This is a genomic window from Paraliobacillus ryukyuensis, from assembly GCF_003315295.1.
GTDB classification, from domain to species: Bacteria; Bacillota; Bacilli; order Bacillales; family Amphibacillaceae; genus Paraliobacillus; species Paraliobacillus ryukyuensis.
In genome coordinates, this window is sequence record NZ_QNRI01000012.1 from 57,060 (window position 1) to 77,809 (window position 20,750).

The 20,750-nt window shown below is 37.1% G+C and carries 22 protein-coding genes, 1 rRNA gene and 2 other annotated features; all 23 genes read right to left on the bottom strand.

Going from position 1 to position 20,750, the window contains the following annotated elements:
• Positions 1–402 precede the first annotated feature (402 nt).
• Positions 403–1,002, bottom strand: a complete 600-nt coding sequence (locus DES48_RS14015) for a class I SAM-dependent methyltransferase (protein WP_113869966.1) — start codon at positions 1,000–1,002, stop codon at positions 403–405.
• 73 nt (positions 1,003–1,075) lie between these two features.
• Complete coding sequence (rplL, locus tag DES48_RS14020; RefSeq protein WP_079708176.1) at positions 1,076–1,441, bottom strand: 50S ribosomal protein L7/L12; 366 nt, start codon at positions 1,439–1,441, stop codon at positions 1,076–1,078.
• Between the two features lie 66 nt (positions 1,442–1,507).
• A complete protein-coding gene (rplJ, locus tag DES48_RS14025) occupies positions 1,508–2,008 on the bottom strand; it encodes a 50S ribosomal protein L10 (protein ID WP_079708177.1) in 501 nt (166 codons plus the stop codon).
• Positions 2,009–2,058: 50 nt separating this feature from the next.
• Positions 2,059–2,220, bottom strand: a sequence feature (ribosomal protein L10 leader region).
• A 55-nt stretch (positions 2,221–2,275) separates the two neighbouring features.
• Positions 2,276–2,971 carry a 50S ribosomal protein L1 gene (gene rplA / locus DES48_RS14030; RefSeq protein ID WP_113869967.1) on the bottom strand — a complete coding sequence of 232 codons (696 nt, stop codon included), beginning with the start codon at positions 2,969–2,971 and terminating at the stop codon, positions 2,276–2,278.
• Between the two features lie 195 nt (positions 2,972–3,166).
• Positions 3,167–3,592, bottom strand: coding sequence for a 50S ribosomal protein L11 (gene rplK / locus DES48_RS14035; protein WP_143804732.1), 426 nt, complete (start codon positions 3,590–3,592; stop codon positions 3,167–3,169).
• Positions 3,593–3,768: 176 nt separating this feature from the next.
• Positions 3,769–4,302 (bottom strand): transcription termination/antitermination protein NusG, encoded by a 534-nt coding sequence (gene nusG / locus DES48_RS14040; protein ID WP_079708181.1) that lies wholly within the window; start codon positions 4,300–4,302, stop codon positions 3,769–3,771.
• 123 nt (positions 4,303–4,425) lie between these two features.
• The gene (secE, locus tag DES48_RS14045; RefSeq protein WP_079708182.1) at positions 4,426–4,605 is read right to left on the bottom strand and encodes a preprotein translocase subunit SecE; all 180 of its coding nucleotides are present in this window, start codon (positions 4,603–4,605) and stop codon (positions 4,426–4,428) included.
• A 43-nt stretch (positions 4,606–4,648) separates the two neighbouring features.
• Positions 4,649–4,795 carry a 50S ribosomal protein L33 gene (rpmG, locus tag DES48_RS14050; RefSeq protein WP_079708183.1) on the bottom strand — a complete coding sequence of 49 codons (147 nt, stop codon included), beginning with the start codon at positions 4,793–4,795 and terminating at the stop codon, positions 4,649–4,651.
• A 99-nt stretch (positions 4,796–4,894) separates the two neighbouring features.
• The gene (sigH, locus tag DES48_RS14055; RefSeq protein ID WP_211318496.1) at positions 4,895–5,554 is read right to left on the bottom strand and encodes an RNA polymerase sporulation sigma factor SigH; all 660 of its coding nucleotides are present in this window, start codon (positions 5,552–5,554) and stop codon (positions 4,895–4,897) included.
• An 88-nt stretch (positions 5,555–5,642) separates the two neighbouring features.
• Complete coding sequence (locus tag DES48_RS14060; RefSeq protein ID WP_079708185.1) at positions 5,643–6,152, bottom strand: NYN domain-containing protein; 510 nt, start codon at positions 6,150–6,152, stop codon at positions 5,643–5,645.
• Positions 6,152–6,898, bottom strand: coding sequence for a 23S rRNA (guanosine(2251)-2'-O)-methyltransferase RlmB (gene rlmB, locus DES48_RS14065; protein ID WP_113869968.1), 747 nt, complete (start codon positions 6,896–6,898; stop codon positions 6,152–6,154). Before rlmB ends, DES48_RS14060 begins: the two co-directional genes overlap by 1 nt.
• 1 nt (position 6,899) lies before the next feature.
• The gene (locus DES48_RS14070; RefSeq protein ID WP_113869969.1) at positions 6,900–7,301 is read right to left on the bottom strand and encodes a Mini-ribonuclease 3; all 402 of its coding nucleotides are present in this window, start codon (positions 7,299–7,301) and stop codon (positions 6,900–6,902) included.
• Between the two features lies 1 nt (position 7,302).
• Positions 7,303–8,703, bottom strand: coding sequence for a cysteine--tRNA ligase (gene cysS, locus DES48_RS14075; protein ID WP_113869970.1), 1,401 nt, complete (start codon positions 8,701–8,703; stop codon positions 7,303–7,305).
• On the bottom strand, positions 8,693–9,352 hold the full coding sequence (gene cysE / locus DES48_RS14080) for a serine O-acetyltransferase (protein ID WP_113869971.1): 660 nt from the start codon (positions 9,350–9,352) through the stop codon (positions 8,693–8,695). Before cysE ends, cysS begins: the two co-directional genes overlap by 11 nt.
• 73 nt (positions 9,353–9,425) lie before the next feature.
• Positions 9,426–9,650, bottom strand: a binding site (T-box leader).
• 60 nt (positions 9,651–9,710) lie between these two features.
• The gene (gene gltX, locus DES48_RS14085) at positions 9,711–11,174 is read right to left on the bottom strand and encodes a glutamate--tRNA ligase (protein ID WP_113869972.1); all 1,464 of its coding nucleotides are present in this window, start codon (positions 11,172–11,174) and stop codon (positions 9,711–9,713) included.
• Positions 11,175–11,541: 367 nt separating this feature from the next.
• Entirely contained in the window at positions 11,542–12,663 is a 1,122-nt protein-coding gene (locus DES48_RS14090) for a PIN/TRAM domain-containing protein (RefSeq protein ID WP_113869973.1), read from the bottom strand.
• A 177-nt stretch (positions 12,664–12,840) separates the two neighbouring features.
• The gene (gene radA, locus DES48_RS14095; RefSeq protein WP_079708192.1) at positions 12,841–14,208 is read right to left on the bottom strand and encodes a DNA repair protein RadA; all 1,368 of its coding nucleotides are present in this window, start codon (positions 14,206–14,208) and stop codon (positions 12,841–12,843) included.
• Positions 14,209–14,389: 181 nt separating this feature from the next.
• Entirely contained in the window at positions 14,390–16,822 is a 2,433-nt protein-coding gene (clpC, locus tag DES48_RS14100; protein ID WP_113869974.1) for an ATP-dependent protease ATP-binding subunit ClpC, read from the bottom strand.
• Between the two features lie 17 nt (positions 16,823–16,839).
• Entirely contained in the window at positions 16,840–17,907 is a 1,068-nt protein-coding gene (mcsB, locus tag DES48_RS14105; protein ID WP_113869975.1) for a protein-arginine kinase McsB, read from the bottom strand.
• A 2-nt stretch (positions 17,908–17,909) separates the two neighbouring features.
• Entirely contained in the window at positions 17,910–18,443 is a 534-nt protein-coding gene (gene mcsA, locus DES48_RS14110; protein WP_113869976.1) for a protein-arginine kinase activator protein McsA, read from the bottom strand.
• Between the two features lie 30 nt (positions 18,444–18,473).
• Positions 18,474–18,935 (bottom strand): CtsR family transcriptional regulator, encoded by a 462-nt coding sequence (locus DES48_RS14115; protein ID WP_113869977.1) that lies wholly within the window; start codon positions 18,933–18,935, stop codon positions 18,474–18,476.
• A gap of 100 nt (positions 18,936–19,035) precedes the next feature.
• Complete coding sequence (locus DES48_RS14120) at positions 19,036–19,743, bottom strand: MgtC/SapB family protein (RefSeq protein ID WP_245911477.1); 708 nt, start codon at positions 19,741–19,743, stop codon at positions 19,036–19,038.
• 729 nt (positions 19,744–20,472) lie between these two features.
• Positions 20,473–20,588: ribosomal RNA gene (gene rrf, locus DES48_RS14125) — 5S ribosomal RNA — on the bottom strand.
• Between the last annotated feature and the right edge of the window lie 162 nt (positions 20,589–20,750).

Here is a 20,750-nt window from a genome sequence, read left to right on the forward strand (position 1 = left end):
AATCAAGAATAAAAAACAAAGCAAGCTTATACGAAGCTTGGATACACCTTTCCAGAACAATTAATGTAACTTGCACTATTGACTTATGCAGTGGAAAAGGTATAATTTAATCAGAATAAAAATTGTTCGGTATCATACCGAACAAACTTGTGAACACCTAAATGAATCACAAGTTCTATTGCACCATTTATTTCAAACACAAATAAATGGGGATACCTATTTATGAAAACTCACGTCTAGACAACTGTCTACTCTTATCAAGCTCACGTTTTACCATTCTCTCCGTTAAAATGGGTAATATACCTATTAGAAAAAGTAAAATTTCCACTTGACAGACAAACCTGCCTATTGGCATTTTTCAATGCTACCACAAATCACATACCAAGTCAAGAACTACTCTTGTTATTTTTTTGCCCGAATGACGAAATAGCCTTTATTCTTGGTAACCGTCTCTACATTTTCAAACATCTCATTAAGCTTGTTGATAGCAGATGGCGCACCTTGCTTTTTCTGAATCACAACCCACAACTCACCTTCACGAGGTAATGCTGCGTAACTATCTTCAAACATCTGATGAACAACTTGCTTCCCGGCTCGTATTGGAGGATTAATTAGAATGGCTGCACAACCTTGTGTAGGAACCTGTTCTAATCGATCACTCACATAAAAAGACACATTAGAAACTTGGTTTTGTTGAGCATTTTCTGTCGCTAAAGCAAGTGCACGTTCATTTATATCACTTAAAACGACTTCCCTATCCGGAAACGCTTTAGCTATCGTGAGTCCAATTGGACCATAACCACACCCTAAGTCTATAATAGTACCCGAAATAGCAGGGAGTTGAAAAGCGTCGATCAACGTTCTCGAACCATAATCTACTTCATTTTTAGAAAAAACACCTACATCACTTGTGAACTGAAAGGAATGACCGCGCAGTTGAAATGACCACGTCTTGGGGTTACTTTTCGATTGAGGTTGATTTGCAAAATATTGTTCTGACATTTCTTAGCTCCTATCTCATATTAAAATGTATAAAGCTCGTCTAAAATTAGACGAGCTTTAATAACATTAATTCTTACTTCAATTCGATAGTAGCGCCTACTTCTTCAAGTTTAGCTTTCATTTCTTCAGCTTCTTCTTTAGCAACGCCTTCTTTGATTGCTTTTGGAGCATTGTCTACAAGATCTTTAGCATCTTTAAGTCCAAGTCCTGTGATTTCACGAACTGCTTTTACAACTTTGATTTTAGAAGCTCCAGCACTTTCTAGAACTACATCAAATTCAGTTTTTTCTTCTGCAGCTTCTCCGCCTGCAGCGCCACCAGCTGCTGCTACAGGCGCAGCTGCTGTTACACCAAATTCTTCTTCAATTGCTTTTACTAAGTCGTTCAACTCAAGAACTGACATTTCTTTAACTGCTTCGATAATTTGCTCGTTAGTCATTCTTTTTTCCTCCTAAAAATAATATTTATTTAAGTCGTTTATATAACGATTCTAATTAAGCTGCAATTATGCACCTTGTTCTTCTTTTTGATCTGCAATTGCTTTTGTTGCGTAAGCAAAGTTGCGAATTGGAGCTTGAAGTACGCTGAGTAGCATAGAAACAAGTCCTTCGTAATTTGGTAGTTCTGCAAGCTCTTTGATTTGATCAAGCGTTGCAATACTTCCTTCGATGACACCAGCTTTGATTTCTAGTGCTTCGTGGTCTTTAGCGAATTTGTTAATAATTTTTGCTGGAGCCACTACATCTTCATTACTAAACGCAATTGCTGTAGGTCCAACAAGTACGTCATTTAAATCAGTTAACTCAACTTCTTCGGTCGCACGGCGAGTCATTGTGTTTTTGTACACTTTGAATTCCACGCCAGCTTGACGCAACTGCGTACGCAATTCTGTTACTTCTGCAACATCAAGGCCACGATAATCTACAAAAATTGATGTTTTGCTATCGCGAAGCTTCGTTGCAATTTCAGATACGACTTGCTTTTTGTGTTCAATAATGCTTGACACGATTCCACCTCCTATTGACTAGTCATTATACCGACATACCCGGACTGTCTATACCAAACAAAAAACCTTCATGACAAGGTAGACATGAAGGTTTTGTAAGAATGGTTTGATATATATTGTACTATACAATATTATCTTATATTCAGACACCTCGGTAGGAAAATTTAAGCCTTTAAAGCCCCTACTGTCTACGGTACAACGTATTCGTTTTATATTCAACATTGTTCATTATAGCCAAATGCTATCATGAAGTCAATAGTCAATTATTTATTTCGCGAAAGATGAAGTATCAACTTTAATTCCAGGTCCCATAGTAGAAGCTACTGCGGCGTTACGCATGTAGATTCCTTTAGCAGCCTGTGGTTTTACTTTCATTAAAGTATCAGCTAACGCTTGGAAATTTTCCACAAGTTGATCCACTTCAAAAGAAGCTTTTCCAATAGGGACGTGAATGTTTGATTGACGGTCAACACGGTACTCTACTTTACCTGCTTTAATTTCATTGATTGCTTTTTCTACGTCAAATGTAACTGTTCCAGTTTTAGGGTTTGGCATTAAACCTTTTGGTCCAAGCACACGACCTAATTTACCTACTTCAGCCATCATGTCTGGTGTCGCTACAATGACATCAAACTCAAACCAACCTTGGTTGATTTTATTGATAAGATCTTGTTCTCCAACATAATCTGCACCAGCAGCTTCTGCTTCTTTCGCTTTATCACCTTTAGCAAAAACTAAGACAGTTTGTGTTTTACCAGTTCCGTGCGGTAATACCATACCACCACGAATTTGTTGGTCCGCTTTCTTAGGATCTACTCCTAAACGGAAAGCAGCTTCTACAGTTTCGTCAAAGTTTGCTTTTGCTGTTTGTTTTACTAATTCAACAGCTTCTTTTACATCATACACTTTTGTACGATCAACAAGTTTTGCTAATTCTTGTTGTCTTTTTGTTTTTTTAGCCATTAATATTTCCTCCCTGAATGTGGTTTTAGCGGTTATACCTCCCACTTTTATAAGCGGCTTCTGTTATCTTCATTATAACAGGGTAATAATTACTTAATGAAATTCTCCATCGTTCATCATCTTATAAAAAGGCTGCGAAATGGGGACAAAACTCCATTACCGCAACCTTTACACCGACCATTTTTCGGTATGGGATTAGTCTTCGATAACAATTCCCATACTACGTGCAGTACCTTCAACCATGCGCATTGCCGCTTCTACATCAGCAGCATTTAAGTCAGGCATTTTTGTTTCAGCGATTTCTTTTACTTGATCACGCTTCACTGTCGCAACTTTATTGCGATTTGGTTCACCTGATGCGGTTTCGATACCTGCTGCTTTTTTAAGCAATACAGCAGCTGGCGGAGTTTTTGTAATAAATGTAAAGGAACGGTCTTCAAAAACCGTAATTTCTACCGGAATAATCATACCAGCTTGATCTTGCGTACGGGCATTAAATTCCTTACAGAATCCCATGATATTAACACCTGCTTGACCTAGTGCCGGTCCAACTGGTGGTGCTGGATTTGCTTTCCCCGCTGGGATTTGAAGTTTCACTACTTTAATTACTTTTTTAGCCACGAGACACACCTCCTTAAGTCCGTGATGTGGTAATAGGGTGGTATACCCTCCCACTCATTTCATATGCAAAATTAAAACCTTATACTCGAGGTATAAAGAACATTAAAATTTTAGCACGTCAAAACAAAAATTGCAAGTGCATTTGTATATAAGTAATTACTAGATCAATAAGTGACTTATAGTTTAGCAATTTGCGTGAAATCTAATTCGACTGGTGTTTCTCGACCGAACATGTTCACATGTACTTTTACTTTTTGTCTATCTGCGTCTATCTGTTCAATATTACCCGTAAAGTCTTTAAATGGACCATCGGTAACACGAACACTTTCTTTTTCCTCAAAGTCTATTTCCGTAACAGGTTCATCCATTCCCATTCGTTTCAAAACGGTTTCTACCTCTTCTGGTAATAACGGGGTCGGTTTAGAACCCGAACCTGCTGAACCTACAAATCCTGTTACTCCTGGAGTATTACGCACTACGTACCAGGAGTCATCAGTCATAATCATCTCCGCTAACACATAACCAGGAAAGACTTTTTTCTTAGCTACTTTTCTTTTTCCATTTTTTATCTCTGTTTCTTCATCTTCGGGTACTAGCACACGGAAAATTTTATCTTCCATCCCCATTGACTCTAATCTTTTTTCTAAATTTGTTTTCACTTTATTTTCATAACCTGAATACGTATGAACGACATACCATTGTTTTTCCATTGTTTAGGACAACTCGTGCCCTTCCCTCCCTTTTTCATTTTCGCAATTTAAAAAACCCGTCAAAACGGGTTTTCTTGTAAAGAGACGTCTATTTAGTACCATTATAGCATAAAATAAAGTATACTATTCAAAAAATGAGTTAAGAATTTGTGTAATTCCTAGATCAATTACCGCAAAAAAGATAGCAATAAACGCTACGGTACAAACAACAGTAACGGTATATCGAAATAACTCTTGCCCACCAGGCCAAGACACTTTTTTCATTTCTCGTGACACATTTTTAAAAAACGTAACAAGATTCATAGGTGATTCCCCCAAACTTAAGCCAGAATTTTAACTAAACTGCTCACTTCGTCTCTCGATGTAAAGTATGCTTGTTGCATCTTTTACAAAATTTATTGACTTCTACACGCTCGGCATTGGATGTATTTTTATTAGTTGTATAGTTCCTATTCAAGCACACAGTACATGCTAATACAATTTTCTTTTGCAACTCTCTCACCCCTTATAAGCAAGGGTTTTACACTCTTATTAATGTAGCATGGTTACATATAGCCTGTCAACGCTCGCTGAGCTACTTGCACGTTGCTAACTATTGATTTACTTCACCTAGATTTAAATATCTTTCGAGCTTCCTTTTTACTCGTTGTAACGCATTATCGATGGATTTAACATGTCGCTTTAATTCACTGGAAATCTCTTGATAGGTGCGCCCGTCCAAATACAGAGCTAGTACTTCACGTTCTAATTCACTTAATACTTCTGCAAGCTTCCCTTCCATCATTCCATATCTTTCTTGATTAATAAGTACATCTTGGGGGTCATCCATAACACCAGCATTCACGAACACATCAAGCAACGTTCGTTCTGACTCTTCATCATACATTGGTTTATCTAGGGAGACGTAGGAATTTAAAGGTAAATGTTTTTGTCTAGTTGCCGTTTTGATTGCTGTAATAATCTGACGCTTCACACAAAGTTCTGCAAATGCCTTAAAAGAGGATAGCTTATCTATTTTATAGTCACGAATAGCCTTGTAGAGGCCAATCATACCTTCCTGTATGATATCGTCTTGATCTGCACCGACCAAAAAGTACGTTCTAGCCTTCGCCCGAACAAAACTTCGATACTTACTAATCAGAAAGTCCAAGGCATGCCCATTCCTCTGATGAGCAAGTATAATCAACTCATCATCGTCTAGCTTCTCATAGTCTAGCAAATGATTTTTTGAATACGTATAAGTGACACTCAACCCGGACTCCCCCTAGTTGTTGAAGTTAACAGCGAATATATAGAAATATTATACAGTAAGCGTTTCGCTATCGTCAACAGCGCTTTTCCTATTTTCGCCCTCTTCTCCATTGCTCAAAAATCTCTAATACCTCTTGCTTTAACGGGATTTTAGTAGATATTTGTCGACTTTTATATGATTTTAACTCACCTTCAATCTCTTTTTGAATATTTTGGACTTCAATATAAAGTTCACGCGCGGATTTTCGATAAGCTCCTTGAGCAAAAATTGTTCGCTGTTCTGTGTAATCAGAGGTAGCAACATAGACCTTTGTTTTCACATTTTTCAGTTCTTTTACTAGCCGCTCAATACATTCATCAGCTGTTTCTTGTTCTTTGGTATAAATGATCTCTACTTTATGATTTTGTTGCTTCGTTTCCGTCCCACGAACTTCATACGCATCGAAAACAACGATGACACGATCATTTCGATAAGCTTGATATTCCGCCATTTTTTCAATCAACAAATTTCGCGCTTGTTCTAGGTCAATATCTCTTATTTTTTTTAGATCGTCCCAATCACCAATCATATTGTAACCATCAACCAGAAGTACATCCATTAAGAATCACCAACTGGATGACGCTTTCGATATACTTCATACATTAAAATACTTGCTGCAACTGAGGCATTTAGTGAAGAAACCTTACCAGCCATCGCTAAACGTACAGTCCAATCACATTTATCTTTTACTAACTTACTTATCCCCTTACCTTCATTACCGATGACTAACGCTAATGGCAGTGTTCCTTCTAATACACGATAATCCTCTGTGCCTTCCGCTTCTGTTCCCACTACCCATACATGCCTTTCTTTTAACTCTTCAATTGTTTGTGCGATATTGGTAACCCGAACTACCGGGATATATTCAATAGCACCAGCGGACGTTTTAGCAACGGTGGCTGTTAGTCCTACCGCTCTTCTTTTCGGAATAATAACGCCATGTGCACCCACCGCATCTGCTGTCCGCAAAATAGAACCTAGATTATGTGGATCTTCAATTTCATCTAAAATAATAAAAAATGGTGCTTCTTGCTTTTGGTCTGCCCGAGCGAATAGTTCATCTAAAGATGCATAAGCATAGGCTGCTACCGATGCGGCTACTCCTTGATGATTGCCATCCACCAGCTTGTCCAATTTTTGCTTAGGGACACGGGTAACGATAACCCCTTGTTTTTTGGCCAAGTTTTCTAATTTACTAGCCGCTTGTTTATTTAATTGATCAGATATAAATAATTTATTTATCGAACGCCCTGAACGAAGTGCTTCAATGACGGGATTTTTACCGACTATCCATTCTTCTGACATATTACTTCTCTCCTTCCTCTATAAATGTTATTGCTTCTTGCATTAATGCTTGTAACTGTTCTTGATTCTTAGCTAAATAATGGTATCCAATTAACGCCTCAAAAGCTGAACTATAACGATACGTCTGTACATCGGTGTTTTTAGGAATGGTTCCTGATTTTGCATTTCTACCACGACGGACAATTGCTTCTTCTTCTTCTGTTAAGCGCTGTTTCCCAAGCCAATGCTTAATGACTTTGGCTTGGGCTTTTGCCGCAACAAACTTGATCGCCGCTTGATGGAGGGCATGTGGTTTTAGTGAGCCTTTACTTATCAAATGTTCTCGTACGTAGACTTCATAAATCGCATCGCCCATATAGGCTAGCGAAAGAGCCTTCATTTGTTTTGCCTCTTGTTCTTTCATATTATCCTCTTTTCCACCTAGCTCCTTGAGGTGTATCTTCTAAAATAATATTTCTTTCTTTTAACTCATCACGAATTTGATCAGCTAATTGAAAGTCTCTGTTTCGACGAGCTTCCTCTCTTTGTTTGATCATTTGGTCAATTTCTTCATCAAGTAATGCATCCGAATGATCAATTTCAATACCCAATGTTCCCAGTAACTCTGTAAACAATGACGTAAATGCATCAATCACTTGTGTAGCTGTTTGATTTTGTTGCAAATAAAGATTAGCTTGTTTGGTTACGTCAAAAATCACCGCTATAGCATTTGCTGTATTAAAGTCATCGTCCATTTCATCCATAAACGATTGTTTCATTTGTTTGATTTCGTCTAACCATTCCCTTGTATCATCAGTTAGATCTAAACTAGCTTGTTTACGATGCTGTAAATTTTGATATGCATTCTTAATACGATCTAATCCACTTTTAGCGTTTTCTAATAGTGATTCACTAAAGTTAATTGGATTGCGATAGTGCACACTCAACATGAAAAATCGTACCAATTGAGGATCAAATTTTTGAACAAGATCATGTGCTAACACAAAATTCCCGAGTGACTTCGACATTTTTTCATCATCAATGGTGATATAGCCATTATGCATCCAATAATTTGCAAAGTTTTTATCATTGTACGCTTCGGATTGAGCAATTTCATTTTCATGATGTGGAAAAGCAAGGTCTTGCCCGCCAGCGTGGATATCAATTGTATCCCCCAAGTACTTCTTTGCCATTGCCGAGCATTCAATATGCCATCCCGGACGCCCTGTTCCCCAAGGTGTATCCCAGGAAATTTCACCAGGTTTTGCGTTCTTCCATAGCGCAAAATCTAATGGATCTTCTTTTTTATCACCTACTTGAATTCTAGCACCTGAACGGAGATCATCAATCGATTGGTGAGACAATTTCCCGTAACCGTCAAACGCTCGCGTCTTAAAGTAGACATCACCATCCGCTTCATAAGCGTAACCTTTTTCAATTAATTTTTTTACAAATAAAATAATATCATCCATGGACTCCGTTACTCGCGGATGATAGGTTGCTTCTTTCACACCTAACGCTTGCACATCATTTCGGTATGCATCAATAAACCGATCTGCAACCTTACTCATTTCTTCGCCCATCTCATTGGCAGCTTTAATGAGTTTATCGTCAACATCAGTAAAATTAAGTACATAGTCAACATGGTAGCCTTTATACTCGAAATAGCGACGTACCGTATCAAATACAAGCGCCGGCCTAGCGTTACCGATATGAATATAATTGTAAACAGTAGGACCACAAACATACATACTGATTTTTCCTTCTTCTAATGGTTTAAATGTTTCTTTTTTTCTAGTCAAGGTATTATAAATTCTAATGGTCATATTCCTTCACTCCTTTTAATCTATCGACCTCTCGCCGTAACTCTTCCACTTCACCATGCAGTTCTTTAATAATTTCCGAGACAGGGTCAGGAAGGTTTTGGTGATCGAGGTCTCGTTTCACTCGCTCTCCGTTTTGTACGACTACCTTTCCTGGTATACCAACTACTGTAGAGCAAGCTGGCACATCTTTTAATACGACGGATCCCGCTCCAATCTTTGCACTTTCTTCAATCACAATCGATCCTAATACTTTAGCGCCCGTCGCAATTATTACCTTATTTTTAATGGTGGGGTGACGTTTTCCCTTTTCTTTTCCAGTCCCACCTAAAGTTACACCTTGAAAAATTGTTACATCATCGCCTATCTCACATGTTTCTCCGATAACAACACCCATCCCGTGATCAATAAAGAAACGTCTTCCGATTTGTGCCCCAGGATGAATTTCGATCCCAGTAAAAAAACGACTACATTGGGAGATAAGCTTGGCAATAAAAAAGAATTTCTTTCGATAAAATGCATGCGCAACCCGATGAGACCAAACGGCATGTAAACCTGAATACGTAAGAATAATTTCGATATATGTTCGTGCAGCAGGATCTTGATCAAATATGACATCAATATCTTCCTTTAGTTGCTTAAAAAAGTGCACCTTCCCACCTCCCGCATGATTAAGTTCTTTCTGCTATTATTTAAGATAAAAAAAGCGCCTCTATGCTATAACACACAGAGACGCTTTTAGACGCGGTCCCACTCTGTTTAGAGAATAGATTTATCCTCTCTACTTTAGGATCTTGATAACGGTAGAAATACCGCCTTTGCCTACTATTGTTTCACCAAAGGACTCCGAGGTGCATGTTCCAAACGACTACTTAAAATCACTTTCAGCCGAGGTGATTCTCTCTAGATAAGTAATAGGTGTTTGTACTTTTCCTCTTCTTCGTGCGATATAGATTGAAAACAATAAATACTTCTAACATATCTACTGTTTCTTATTATATGTGAATGTATTAGAGCTGTTCCAATGCACTAGCTAAACGCGCTACGACCACTTCTTTACCTAATAAATAAATGGCATTAGGAAGTTCTGGACCATGCAATTGACCGGTAGTTGCTACTCGGATTGGCATGAATAAGCCTTTTCCTTTTTGTTTGGTTTCTTTTTGCGTAGCTTTTATTTCAGCTTTAACCGCTTCTGGGCTTAATAAATCTAAAGATTCCAGTTTTTCTTTGAAGACACGAAGTACTTCAGGTACTTGCTCTCCACTCAACACTTCTTTAGCCTCATCAGTATAAACAATCTCTTTTTGGAAAAATAGTGAAGTCAATTCAACAATCTCCTGGCCATAACTTAATTGCTCTTTGTATAGCGCAATAAGTTCTAATGCCCAGTCACGTGTTGCTTGATCCATATTTTCGGATAATCTTCCTGCAGCAATAAGGTGTGGTAGCGTTAGGCCAACTACATCCTCAAACGAAGCTGCTTTAATATATTGGTTATTCATCCATTTTAATTTTTGCGGGTCAAACACAGCTGCTGAGGTCGACAAACGATTTGGATCAAACATCTCAATAAACTGTTCTTGGCTAAAGATTTCTTCTTCACCAACAGGCGACCAGCCTAACAAAGCAATGAAATTAAATAATGCTTCTGGTAAATAACCAAGGTTTTTGTATTGTTCAATAAATTGCAAAATATGTTCGTCTCGTTTACTCAATTTTTTGCGATTTTCATTTAGAATTAACGTCATGTGACCATACTTTGGTGCTTCCCAGTCAAATGCATCAAACACCATCATTTGTTTTGGCGTATTAGAGATATGTTCTTCTCCTCGCAACACATGTGAAATGCCCATTAAATGATCATCAATAGCTACAGCAAAGTTATACGTAGGAATACCGTTCTTCTTAATCATGACCCAGTCACCAAAATCACTTGATTCAAAGGTAATATTCCCACGTACGATATCATTAAATGTGTATGTCTTACCTTCTGGAACATGGAAACGAATACTGGCTTGTCTTCCTTCCGCTTCAAATTTTTCAATTTGTTCTGGCGTTAAATCTCTGTGCGCACCAGAATATTTCGGAACTTGACCATTCGCACGCTGATGTTCCCGCTCTGCATCTAATTCTTCTTCTGTCATATAACATTTATAAGCTAGTCCACGCTCTAATAGTTCATCTACATATTTTTGATAAATATCTAAACGTTCCATTTGGCGATATGGTCCATAGTTTCCACCAATATCTGCGCCTTCATCCCATTCAAGTCCTAGCCATTTTAAATATCGAAGCTGGCTTTCTTCTCCACCTTCTACGTTTCGTTTAGCATCTGTGTCCTCCGTACGAATAATAAATGATCCACCCAAGTGTCTTGCATATAAGTAATTAAATAATGCAGTTCTAGCGTTTCCAATATGTAAATGCCCTGTCGGACTAGGAGCATATCTCACACGCACATCTGTTGTCATTTTCATTAATCCCCTTTCTTTCATTCCACTCATATAGATATTCTACCACTTTTTATAAAAAATTTGCGTAAAAGAGAGGTTTTTGTCAAAATCAGCTGTTTACTACTAATTATTCTTTCCTCTTCTGCAAATACCAATACCCTATTTCCATTGTAAAAGCTTATTATTCATCTAAGCTGTAAATTTCTAATCACAAAATCAATTACTTCATTACACTTCTATATATTATACTATTACAATAGCAGATGCGAGTTTATCGCTTATCAATTAAGCATTCTTATTTTACCAGTTTTACGATTTTTTTTCGAGCATAAGAAAAAGCGATAACTTAAGTTATCACTCTTTCCATTTATCAGTTATACATTTTTTATAAAGCTTTTTCAAGTAGTTTTGGCTTTGCAAAAATCATTCGTCCAGCGGAAGTTTGTAAAACGCTTGTGATTAGCACTTCGATTGTGCGGCCAATATATGCTTTCCCTTCTTCGACAACAATCATGGTTCCATCGTCTAAGTAAGCAACACCTTGGTTTTGTTCTTTCCCATCTTTTATTACTTGTACAGTCAACTCTTCACCCGGAAGAACAACTGGTTTGACTGCATTCGCAAGGTCATTGATGTTTAATACGTGCACATTTTGAAACTCACAAACTTTGTTTAAATTAAAATCATTGGTCACAACTGTTGCGTTTTTTACCTTAGCTAATTTAACAAGTTTGCTATCTACCTCTTGAATATCTTCAAAGCTATCACCATCATACATTTCAACATTAACACGTAAATCTTTTTGCATACGATTTAGCACATCCAAACCACGACGCCCGCGATTACGCTTTAGCGCATCTGAAGAATCAGCAATATGTTGCAACTCTTCAAGGACAAATTGAGGAATGATAATCGTTCCCTCTAAAAAATTGGTCTGGCAAATGTCAGCTATACGACCATCAATAATAACACTTGTATCTAAGATCTTGGCACGTGGGCTAACAGTTTCTTCTTTTAGCTCTTCATTTTCGGGTTTATCTACTTTCTTATCCTTGTCTTTTCGAGCAATAGTCCAAATGTTAGCAAATTCCTCTCTACGTTTAAATCCAACCTGAAACCCTAAGTACCCTAGTAAAATCATAATAAACAACGGTACTACTTGAGAAACAACAACAAATTGAATATCTTTTATAGATTGGTTAATGATATAAGCAATAAACAATCCGATGATTAACCCTAAACTACCAAAAAATAAATCTGTTACTGGTGCTTTTAATAATGTTTCTTCTAACCATTGAACAAAATGAACAATATAATCTACTAACCAGAATGTTAATAAGTATAAAATAATAGCTCCTAAAACTAATCCTACATATGGTGCAACATATGGAGAGTCTAACCAACCAATTCCAAAATAGTCCATCAAACCAATTAGCTTAGGAATATACAAATATCCAACGGTACCGCCCGCAATAACAATAAACAATTGCACAACTCTTTTTAGCACCACGTTCACCTCCTAACAAAAAGTATCCCCTATTTATCAAAAAATAATCATAATAAAGTCAAAAGTTTATTTAATAATTTAACACAGTTTACAGATAAAGTCAAATGACAAACATAAAATTTTATCACAAACTAAAATAAAAGTCAATTGTTGTTAGTTAAAATCAGTTTTTGTCGTTTATTCGTCAATTGCAATCTCTAGTGCTTCTTGAACAGATTTTACACCAATTACTTCAATCGAAGAAGGCACTGTCCAACCATCTAAATTGTTTTCTGGTATAATTGCGCGCTTAAACCCTAACTTGGCTGCTTCTTGCACACGTTGTTCAATTCGTGATACTCTTCGTATTTCACCTGTTAATCCCACTTCTCCAATCAAGACATCATCAGGTCGTGAAACCTTATTCTTAAAACTGGAAGCAATACTAACTGCTACCGCCAAATCAATAGCTGGTTCATCGAGCTTAACGCCTCCTGCTACTTTTACATACGCATCTTGGTTCTGCATCAGTAACCCTACTCGCTTTTCTAGCACGGCCATTAAGAGCGGCACACGATTATGGTCAATACCAGTCGCCATCCGACGCGCTTGTCCAAAACTTGTTGGTGAAATTAGCGATTGAATTTCCACTAGTACTGGCCTTGTCCCTTCCATGGAAGCAACAACCGTTGAACCTGCAGCACCTTGTGAACGTTCTTCCAAAAAGATTTCAGAAGGGTTAAGAACTTCTTTTAATCCTTCTTCTTTCATTTCAAAAATACCCATTTCATGTGTGCTACCAAACCGGTTTTTCACCCCACGTAATATTCGAAACGTATGATGCCTTTCTCCTTCAAAATACAAGACAGCATCCACCATGTGTTCGAGTAACCTTGGACCAGCAATAGCTCCCTCTTTTGTTACATGCCCAACGATAAAAATAGGAACATGCTTGGTTTTTGCTATTCGCATCAATTCACTAGTACATTCGCGCACTTGGGATACACTACCCGGAGCACTGGTAACCTCTTCTTTAAATATGGTTTGAATGGAATCAATTACAATAAAATTGGGCTCTAATTGATCAATCTGACTAGAAATAAGCTGCATATTGGTTTCAGATAGAACATAGAGATTATCAGCTGTTATCCCCAATCGATCCGCACGTAATTTTGTTTGTCTGGTTGATTCTTCTCCAGAAATATAAAGTACTTTTGCATCTTTTTTTGCAATTTGATCAGAAACTTGTAGTAATAATGTTGATTTACCTATTCCAGGGTCTCCACCAATTAACACGAGTGAACCAGCAACAATTCCTCCACCAAGTACTCGATTTAACTCTGGCATGTCTGTTGCAATTCTCGCCTCTTCTTTAGATTCTACCGCGGTAATACTTTCTGGTTTCGTTGCACTTGCATGTCCAATCCCTGTATGTTTTGATGTTAATTTTGTTGCCACCTCTTCAACGAACGTGTTCCAATTGTTGCAACTTGGACATTTCCCCATCCATTTTGGTGTTTCATATCCACACTCCTGGCAAACAAACTTTGTTTTTACTTTTGCCATGCAAACCACCTTTTCCTTCACTCTATTATATACGATATACGCTAGTTAAAAGTTACATGTAAATTAATATTTTGTGTAAAAACCATGAAATCATTATGGTGTTATCATACCTTGTATTAAAAAAAATCGGAAGGTACTGACCTTCCGATTTTTTAGTTAGTATCATTTGAATTGGCTAACTTTATTTACTTAAAACAGCAAATTCGCCATTGTCATTTAACCCAATTTTTATTTTTTGACCTTTTTGAATTTCTTCTCTTAATAATGCTTCAGACAATAAATCTTCAACATTTTTTTGAATGGAGCGTCGAAGTGGTCTTGCACCATACTCAGGATCAAACCCTTCTTTCGCTATTTTTTCAATTGCAGCATCCGATAGGACAAAATCAATTTCTTGGTCTATTAGACGTTTCTGTAACTGGTCTACCATGAGCGTTACAATATCTTTCATATGTTTTTTCTCTAATGAGTGGAAAACAATAATTTCGTCAATACGGTTTAAGAATTCTGGACGGAAAGCTTTTTTCATTTCTTCTGTTACTTTCGACTTCATATCTTTATAGTCTGCTGTTTCATCCCCAAGATTAAACCCAACGTATTTATTTTGTTTCAGTTCACTAGCACCTACGTTAGAAGTCATAATTAACACTGTATTACGAAAATCAACTAATCGACCTTTTGAATCTGTTAATCGGCCATCTTCTAATACTTGAAGTAAAATATTAAACACTTCTGGATGGGCTTTTTCGACTTCATCTAACAAGACCACAGAATATGGTTTCCTTCTTACTTTTTCCGTAAGCTGCCCACCTTCTTCATAGCCAACATAGCCTGGAGGAGAACCAACTAAACGAGACGTAGTATGTTTCTCCATATATTCAGACATATCAATACGGATCATCGCATCCTCATCACCAAACATAGATTCAGCTAACGCTCGTGCTAATTCTGTTTTCCCGACACCAGTTGGACCTAAGAAGATAAACGAACCAATTGGACGTTTTGGATCTTTTAATCCTGCTCGTGCTCTTCGAATTGCTTTCGACACAGCATCAACCGCTTCTTCTTGACCGATCACTCGATCATGAAGTACAGATTCTAATTTTAATAAACGTTCGCTTTCGTCTTTTGTTAAAGCAGATACTGGTACTCCAGTCCAAGTAGATACAATACTAGCAATATCTTCTACTGTAACTTCTGAACTCTCTTGTCCTTGTTTTTCTTTCCATTCTTCTTTCGTTGTTTCCAACTGTTCACGGATGCGTTGTTCATTATCACGGAGTGCTGCTGCTTTTTCAAATTCTTGGCTTTGTACAGCTGCATCTTTTTCTTTACGTACTTCTTCTAAATCTTGCTCTAATTCTTTCAAATTTGGCGGAGCAGTGTATGAACGTAAGCGAACTTTGGAAGCAGCCTCATCGATTAAGTCAATTGCTTTATCTGGTAAGAAACGATCGGTAATGTATCGATTGGATAAATTAGCAGCTGCTTCAATAGCAGTATCAGTGATTGTTACACGATGATGCGCTTCATAGCGATCACGTAGTCCTTTCAAAATAAGAACTGATTCTTCTAATGAAGGCTCATCAACTTGAATTGGTTGAAAACGACGCTCTAATGCAGCATCTTTTTCAATATATTTGCGATATTCATCTAACGTTGTTGCACCAATACACTGTAATTCTCCACGAGCTAGGGAAGGTTTTAAGATGTTTGAAGCATCGATTGCTCCTTCTGCTCCCCCTGCTCCAATTAATGTGTGTAACTCATCAATAAATAGAATAACATTACCTGCTTGTCGGATTTCTTCCATCACTTTTTTCAATCGGTCTTCAAATTCACCACGATATTTGGTCCCTGCTACAACCGTGCCCATATCTAGTGTCATTACACGTTTATCTCGTAGCATTTCTGGAATTTCATTATTTACAATTTGTTGGGCTAGCCCTTCAGCTACAGCTGTTTTACCAACACCAGGTTCACCAATTAATACTGGATTGTTTTTGGTGCGACGGCTAAGTACTTGAATGACACGTTCAATTTCTTTCTCACGACCAATCACCGGGTCAATATTACCTTCTTTTGCAATGGCTGTTAAGTCCCTTGCAAGGGAATCTAATGTTGGGGTATTTGCTGCATTTGCTTGACCGCTTCGCCCTTGATTTTTACGTGCTGTTTCATTACTTCCAAGTAATTGCAATACTTGTTGCCGTGCTTTATTTAGACTCACACCTAGATTGTTTAGAACGCGAGCGGCAACACCTTCACCCTCACGAATTAATCCTAATAAAATGTGCTCTGTGCCTACATAAGAGTGACCTAATTTTCGCGCTTCATCCATTGATAATTCAATTACTTTTTTAGCTCTCGGTGTATAGTGAATGGTTTGGGATACTTTTTGACCCTTACCAATCAAGTTTTCTACTTCTTGTTGAATTTTTTCAGATTCAAGTCCTAAGCTATTTAATGCTTTTGCAGCAATTCCTTCGCCTTCGCTTACTAATCCTAATAAAATATGTTCCGTCCCAATATTATTGTGTCCTAATCGCACCGCTTCTTCTTGAGATAGTGCTAACACTTTTTGAGCTCTTTCTGTAAATCTTCCAAACATCATTTAGCATTCCTCCTAGCTCATCCGTTTTCTAATTTCAAACGCTCACGTATAATCGAGGCTCTTCTAATATCTCTTTCTTTAGCTGAAAGTGTCTCTTTAGCATATTGTTGTAAAAAGCCTGGCTGTGTCAATATCATCAACTCGTTCAGTATGGTTTTGGAAAGATGATCAATATAACCAACATCAATACCCAATCGTAAATCTGACAAGCATCTAGCTGTCTCTTTGGATTCAATAATCCGGCTATATTTTAATGTTCCATATGAACGAAATACGCGATCCTCTAATCGTAACTCTGATTGTTCTACTAATAGTTGTCTTGCAAATTCTTCTTGTTCAATTAACTTTTTAACGACACTTTGTAAATCTTCTATAATATCAACTTCCGAACGTCCTAACGTGACTTGATTGGAAATTTGAAATATATTACCTAAAGCTTCACTTCCCTCACCATATATTCCCCTTACCACCAAACCAAGTTGATTAATCGCGGGAATCATTTTATTCATTTTCTGTGTAAGTGTTAGTGCTGGAAGGTGCATCATCACAGAAGCTCGCATACCAGTCCCCACGTTCGTTGGGCAACTTGTTAAATACCCGCGATGTTCGTCAAATGCATAATCTATTTTCTCTTCCAACCAATCATCAAAAGTGAACGCTTGTTCCAACGCCTTTTCTAACTGTAGTCCAGGAAAATATAATTGCATACGAATATGATCTTCTTCGTTTACCATAACAGACACTTGTTCATTCTTCGAGATTAGTACACCACTATTAATGGACTTTTCGGCAAGATTGGGACTTATTAAGTGCTTTTCTACTAAAACTCGTTTTTCAATCGGTTGCAATTCTTCCATCGATATATACTCTAGATCTTGGTACGAATCAAACGATTGATGGTGATACTCGTCTTGTATTAATTGTACAATTGGTGATAACTCTTCCTTGTCCGCGATAATTGGAAATGGGAATTTATCAAAATTTCTCGCCAAACGAATTCTTGTGCTTAACACAATATCATTGTTTGGTCCCTCTTCTTTCAGCCAAGGGCTGATCGCTTCGTTGATGAATGGTTGCAATGACATAATCATTCACCACCTTCTACGTCATTATTTTCTAATGCTTTAATTTTATCACGTACTTTTGCCGCTTCTTCAAATTGTTCATTTTCAATTAACTGTTGCAGCTTTGTTTTATAATCTTTGACAAGTTGCTTATTCTGTAAATCTTTTCCCTGACGTTTAGGAATTTTTCCATCATGTTTTGTGTTACCACTGTGGACACGTCTGAAGATAGGATTTAAATGATCTTGAAACGTTGCATAGCAAGAAGCACATCCGAATTTACCAATTTGCGTAAACTGTCGATAAGTCATTCCACATTTCGGACAAGTTAATGTTTCTCTTTTTTCCTTATTTGTTGCTTGGTTATGAGAAATATTAGATTCAAAATTAAATAGTCCTGCCAACAAGTCATGAATGGAATATGCTTCTTCTTCATAAGAAATATACCCTTTTTCCTTTGCACACTTCTCACAAACGTGAATCTCCAACTTTTCTCCGTTAACCATTTTAGTTAAATGTAAAGTTGCCGGACGTTCGTGGCATTCCTGGCACTCCATTATAAATACTCCCTTTCTTAACGATTATACCTATTCATATTTAAGTGCAGTTAACATGGCTGCCATTATTCGCGCTCTTATCTCATCACGAATTGGGAGTTGAAAAGCAAGTGTGTCACGCGTTAAAGCACTTATCATTATTTTGGCTTCACGTTTAGTAATCAACTTTTCTTCTAACATTCGTTCTAAAATGTCAATTGCTGCCTGTTGGGTAACCGTTGGATGGATCATTTCTATAATGTCATCAATTAATTTAACTTTATCATCATTTGTAATGCGTGTAATACGAATGTAGCCGCCGCCTCCACGTTTACTTTCCACTAAGTAACCTCTTTCCAGTGTGAAACGCGTGTTGATAACATAATTTATCTGGGAGGGAACACATTCAAATTGATTTGCTATTTCACTTCGTTTAATTTCTACAATATTCTTGTGATCATGTTGTATAATTTGTTTTAAGTATGCCTCAATCACATCTGAAATATTTCGCATTTGCCTCCCCCTAAAATTGACTTTGACTAACTTTGACTTTAGCTTTATTATACTATGCTTATGTATTCTTGCAAATATTATTACTTAATTAATTTTCAAATCAATGGTCTAGTTCTTTGATTTGTTTTACCCCATCTAAATGTAATACACGTTCGTATAACTCCACTTTGTTTAATTCCTTACTTTCTAATTGAACAAAAATGATGAGATCATCTTTTTCACGATTGATTTCAATTGTTTGAATAGATTGTTTAGACAGGTTTAGGTTATTAAATAGTTGATTCATACTGGTTTTTTGATCGAATATAATTTGAAGGTAAACAAAGGACTTATTGTTTGCAACTTTTCTTTCTAATTTATGTAGCAATATTAGCACTAGTATAATCATTATCACCGTAAACATAGCTTGTTTATACATACCCGCACCGATAACTAGTCCCAATCCAGCTACAGACCAGATAGATGCTGCTGTTGTAAGACCGCGAATGGTCATTCCATTCACAATAATCGTTCCTGCTCCTAGAAAGCCAATACCGCTAATTACATAAGAGGGTATTCTAGCAGGATCAAAACGAGTCGTATTTTCAAATGAATCAAAATAAGGTTGAAATCCATATAAAGAAAGAAGCATCATTAGACATGAACTTACCCCTACCAATATATGCGTTCTTAGTCCCGCTGCATGTTGTTTGAACTCTCTTTCAAACCCAATAATTCCTGATAAAACCAAGGCAATTAGAATTCTTGTACTCATTACGATAAATTCACGATCTACTACTGATTCTAGTAAGTCCATACTATTATGCAAAAAACTGCATTCACCTCCATTTCAAATGTATCGTGCAAACCTTATACTTTCTTTACCCTAAATCTCAGCAATAACAACATAGAATTAAACATTTATCTATTAAGGTAAGATTTGGACAGTAAAAATGACTAATGTAAAGAGAAAATATTGTCACATAGTATTTAAAAATGGTCAAAAAAATGAGAAATGGTCAAAAGAACGAACCATAATGACAGGTTTAGTATACAACTTTTCTGGTAGATGTAGATATCTAGATGAGGATAGCGTCTTATATAAAGGCATAAACACCAAAAGTATTTACTGGTGTGCATACAAAATATAGCTAATTGAATCAATTCATAATTTAAAGTTTGATTAAAAAACACGAATGACATTTTAGACTAAATGTAGCACACTGCTCCGTTTAGTCAGCAAATGGGGGGCACTTTTCGAAGGCATCACCTTGGGCCCACAAGACGTGGGTCAGTTAGACGTTGTCGCACGACGTGACGGTTTTAGTCTAACATTCCTTATAAGGAACGCTTCGACAGCGAACCATCGCACGAAGAAAATAGTTTTTTATTTTCGAGGAGTCTGCCCCATTTCCTTCCTCCTCTTATTTGTAAAGAAAACATAAAAGAAATAGCCATGTAATGTTCGTGTTTTATAAGTGTGGATGCAATTATGAAATTGATTCAATTACATAAACAAAAAAGACTTTATTGAATTAATCAATAAAGTCTTTGAATAGCTTAGCGACGTCCTACTCTTGCAGGGGCAAAGCCCCAACTACCATTGGCGCTGAAGAGCTTAACTGCTGTGTTCGGCATGGGAACAGGTGTGACCTCTTCGCTATTGTCACTAAACCTTTGTTTTAAAGGCATGTACCTTCAAAACTAGATAAGAAAGACAAGGGTATCAAACGTTAGAATATCATCCAGTTTCAACTCCCACTGTTGTGGTCGTTTCCACTTTTGTTATTTAGTTAAGTCCTCGATCGATTAGTATTCGTCAGCTGCACGTGTCAC

Bases quoted from the DNA above. Each gene is read 5' to 3' on its own strand.
- mcsA (WP_113869976.1), bottom strand. From the start codon at position 18,443: ATGGAGTGCCAGGAATGCCACGAACGTCCGGCAACTTTACATTTAACT.
- nusG (WP_079708181.1), bottom strand. From the start codon at position 4,302: ATGGAAAAACAATGGTATGTCGTTCATACGTATTCAGGTTATGAAAAT.
- cysS (WP_113869970.1), bottom strand. From the start codon at position 8,703: ATGACCATTAGAATTTATAATACCTTGACTAGAAAAAAAGAAACATTT.
- DES48_RS14060 (WP_079708185.1), bottom strand. From the start codon at position 6,152: ATGGATGTACTTCTGGTTGATGGTTACAATATGATTGGTGATTGGGAC.
- mcsB (WP_113869975.1), bottom strand. From the start codon at position 17,907: ATGTCATTGCAACCATTCATCAACGAAGCGATCAGCCCTTGGCTGAAA.
- rlmB (WP_113869968.1), bottom strand. From the start codon at position 6,898: ATGTCAGAAGAATGGATAGTCGGTAAAAATCCCGTCATTGAAGCACTT.
- gltX (WP_113869972.1), bottom strand. From the start codon at position 11,174: ATGACAACAGATGTGCGTGTGAGATATGCTCCTAGTCCGACAGGGCAT.
- DES48_RS14070 (WP_113869969.1), bottom strand. From the start codon at position 7,301: ATGAAAGAACAAGAGGCAAAACAAATGAAGGCTCTTTCGCTAGCCTAT.
- rplA (WP_113869967.1), bottom strand. From the start codon at position 2,971: ATGGCTAAAAAAACAAAAAGACAACAAGAATTAGCAAAACTTGTTGAT.
- clpC (WP_113869974.1), bottom strand. From the start codon at position 16,822: ATGATGTTTGGAAGATTTACAGAAAGAGCTCAAAAAGTGTTAGCACTA.
- secE (WP_079708182.1), bottom strand. From the start codon at position 4,605: ATGAATCTTGTTACGTTTTTTAAAAATGTGTCACGAGAAATGAAAAAA.
- DES48_RS14015 (WP_113869966.1), bottom strand. From the start codon at position 1,002: ATGTCAGAACAATATTTTGCAAATCAACCTCAATCGAAAAGTAACCCC.
- DES48_RS14115 (WP_113869977.1), bottom strand. From the start codon at position 18,935: ATGCGAAATATTTCAGATGTGATTGAGGCATACTTAAAACAAATTATA.
- radA (WP_079708192.1), bottom strand. From the start codon at position 14,208: ATGGCAAAAGTAAAAACAAAGTTTGTTTGCCAGGAGTGTGGATATGAA.
- rplL (WP_079708176.1), bottom strand. From the start codon at position 1,441: ATGACTAACGAGCAAATTATCGAAGCAGTTAAAGAAATGTCAGTTCTT.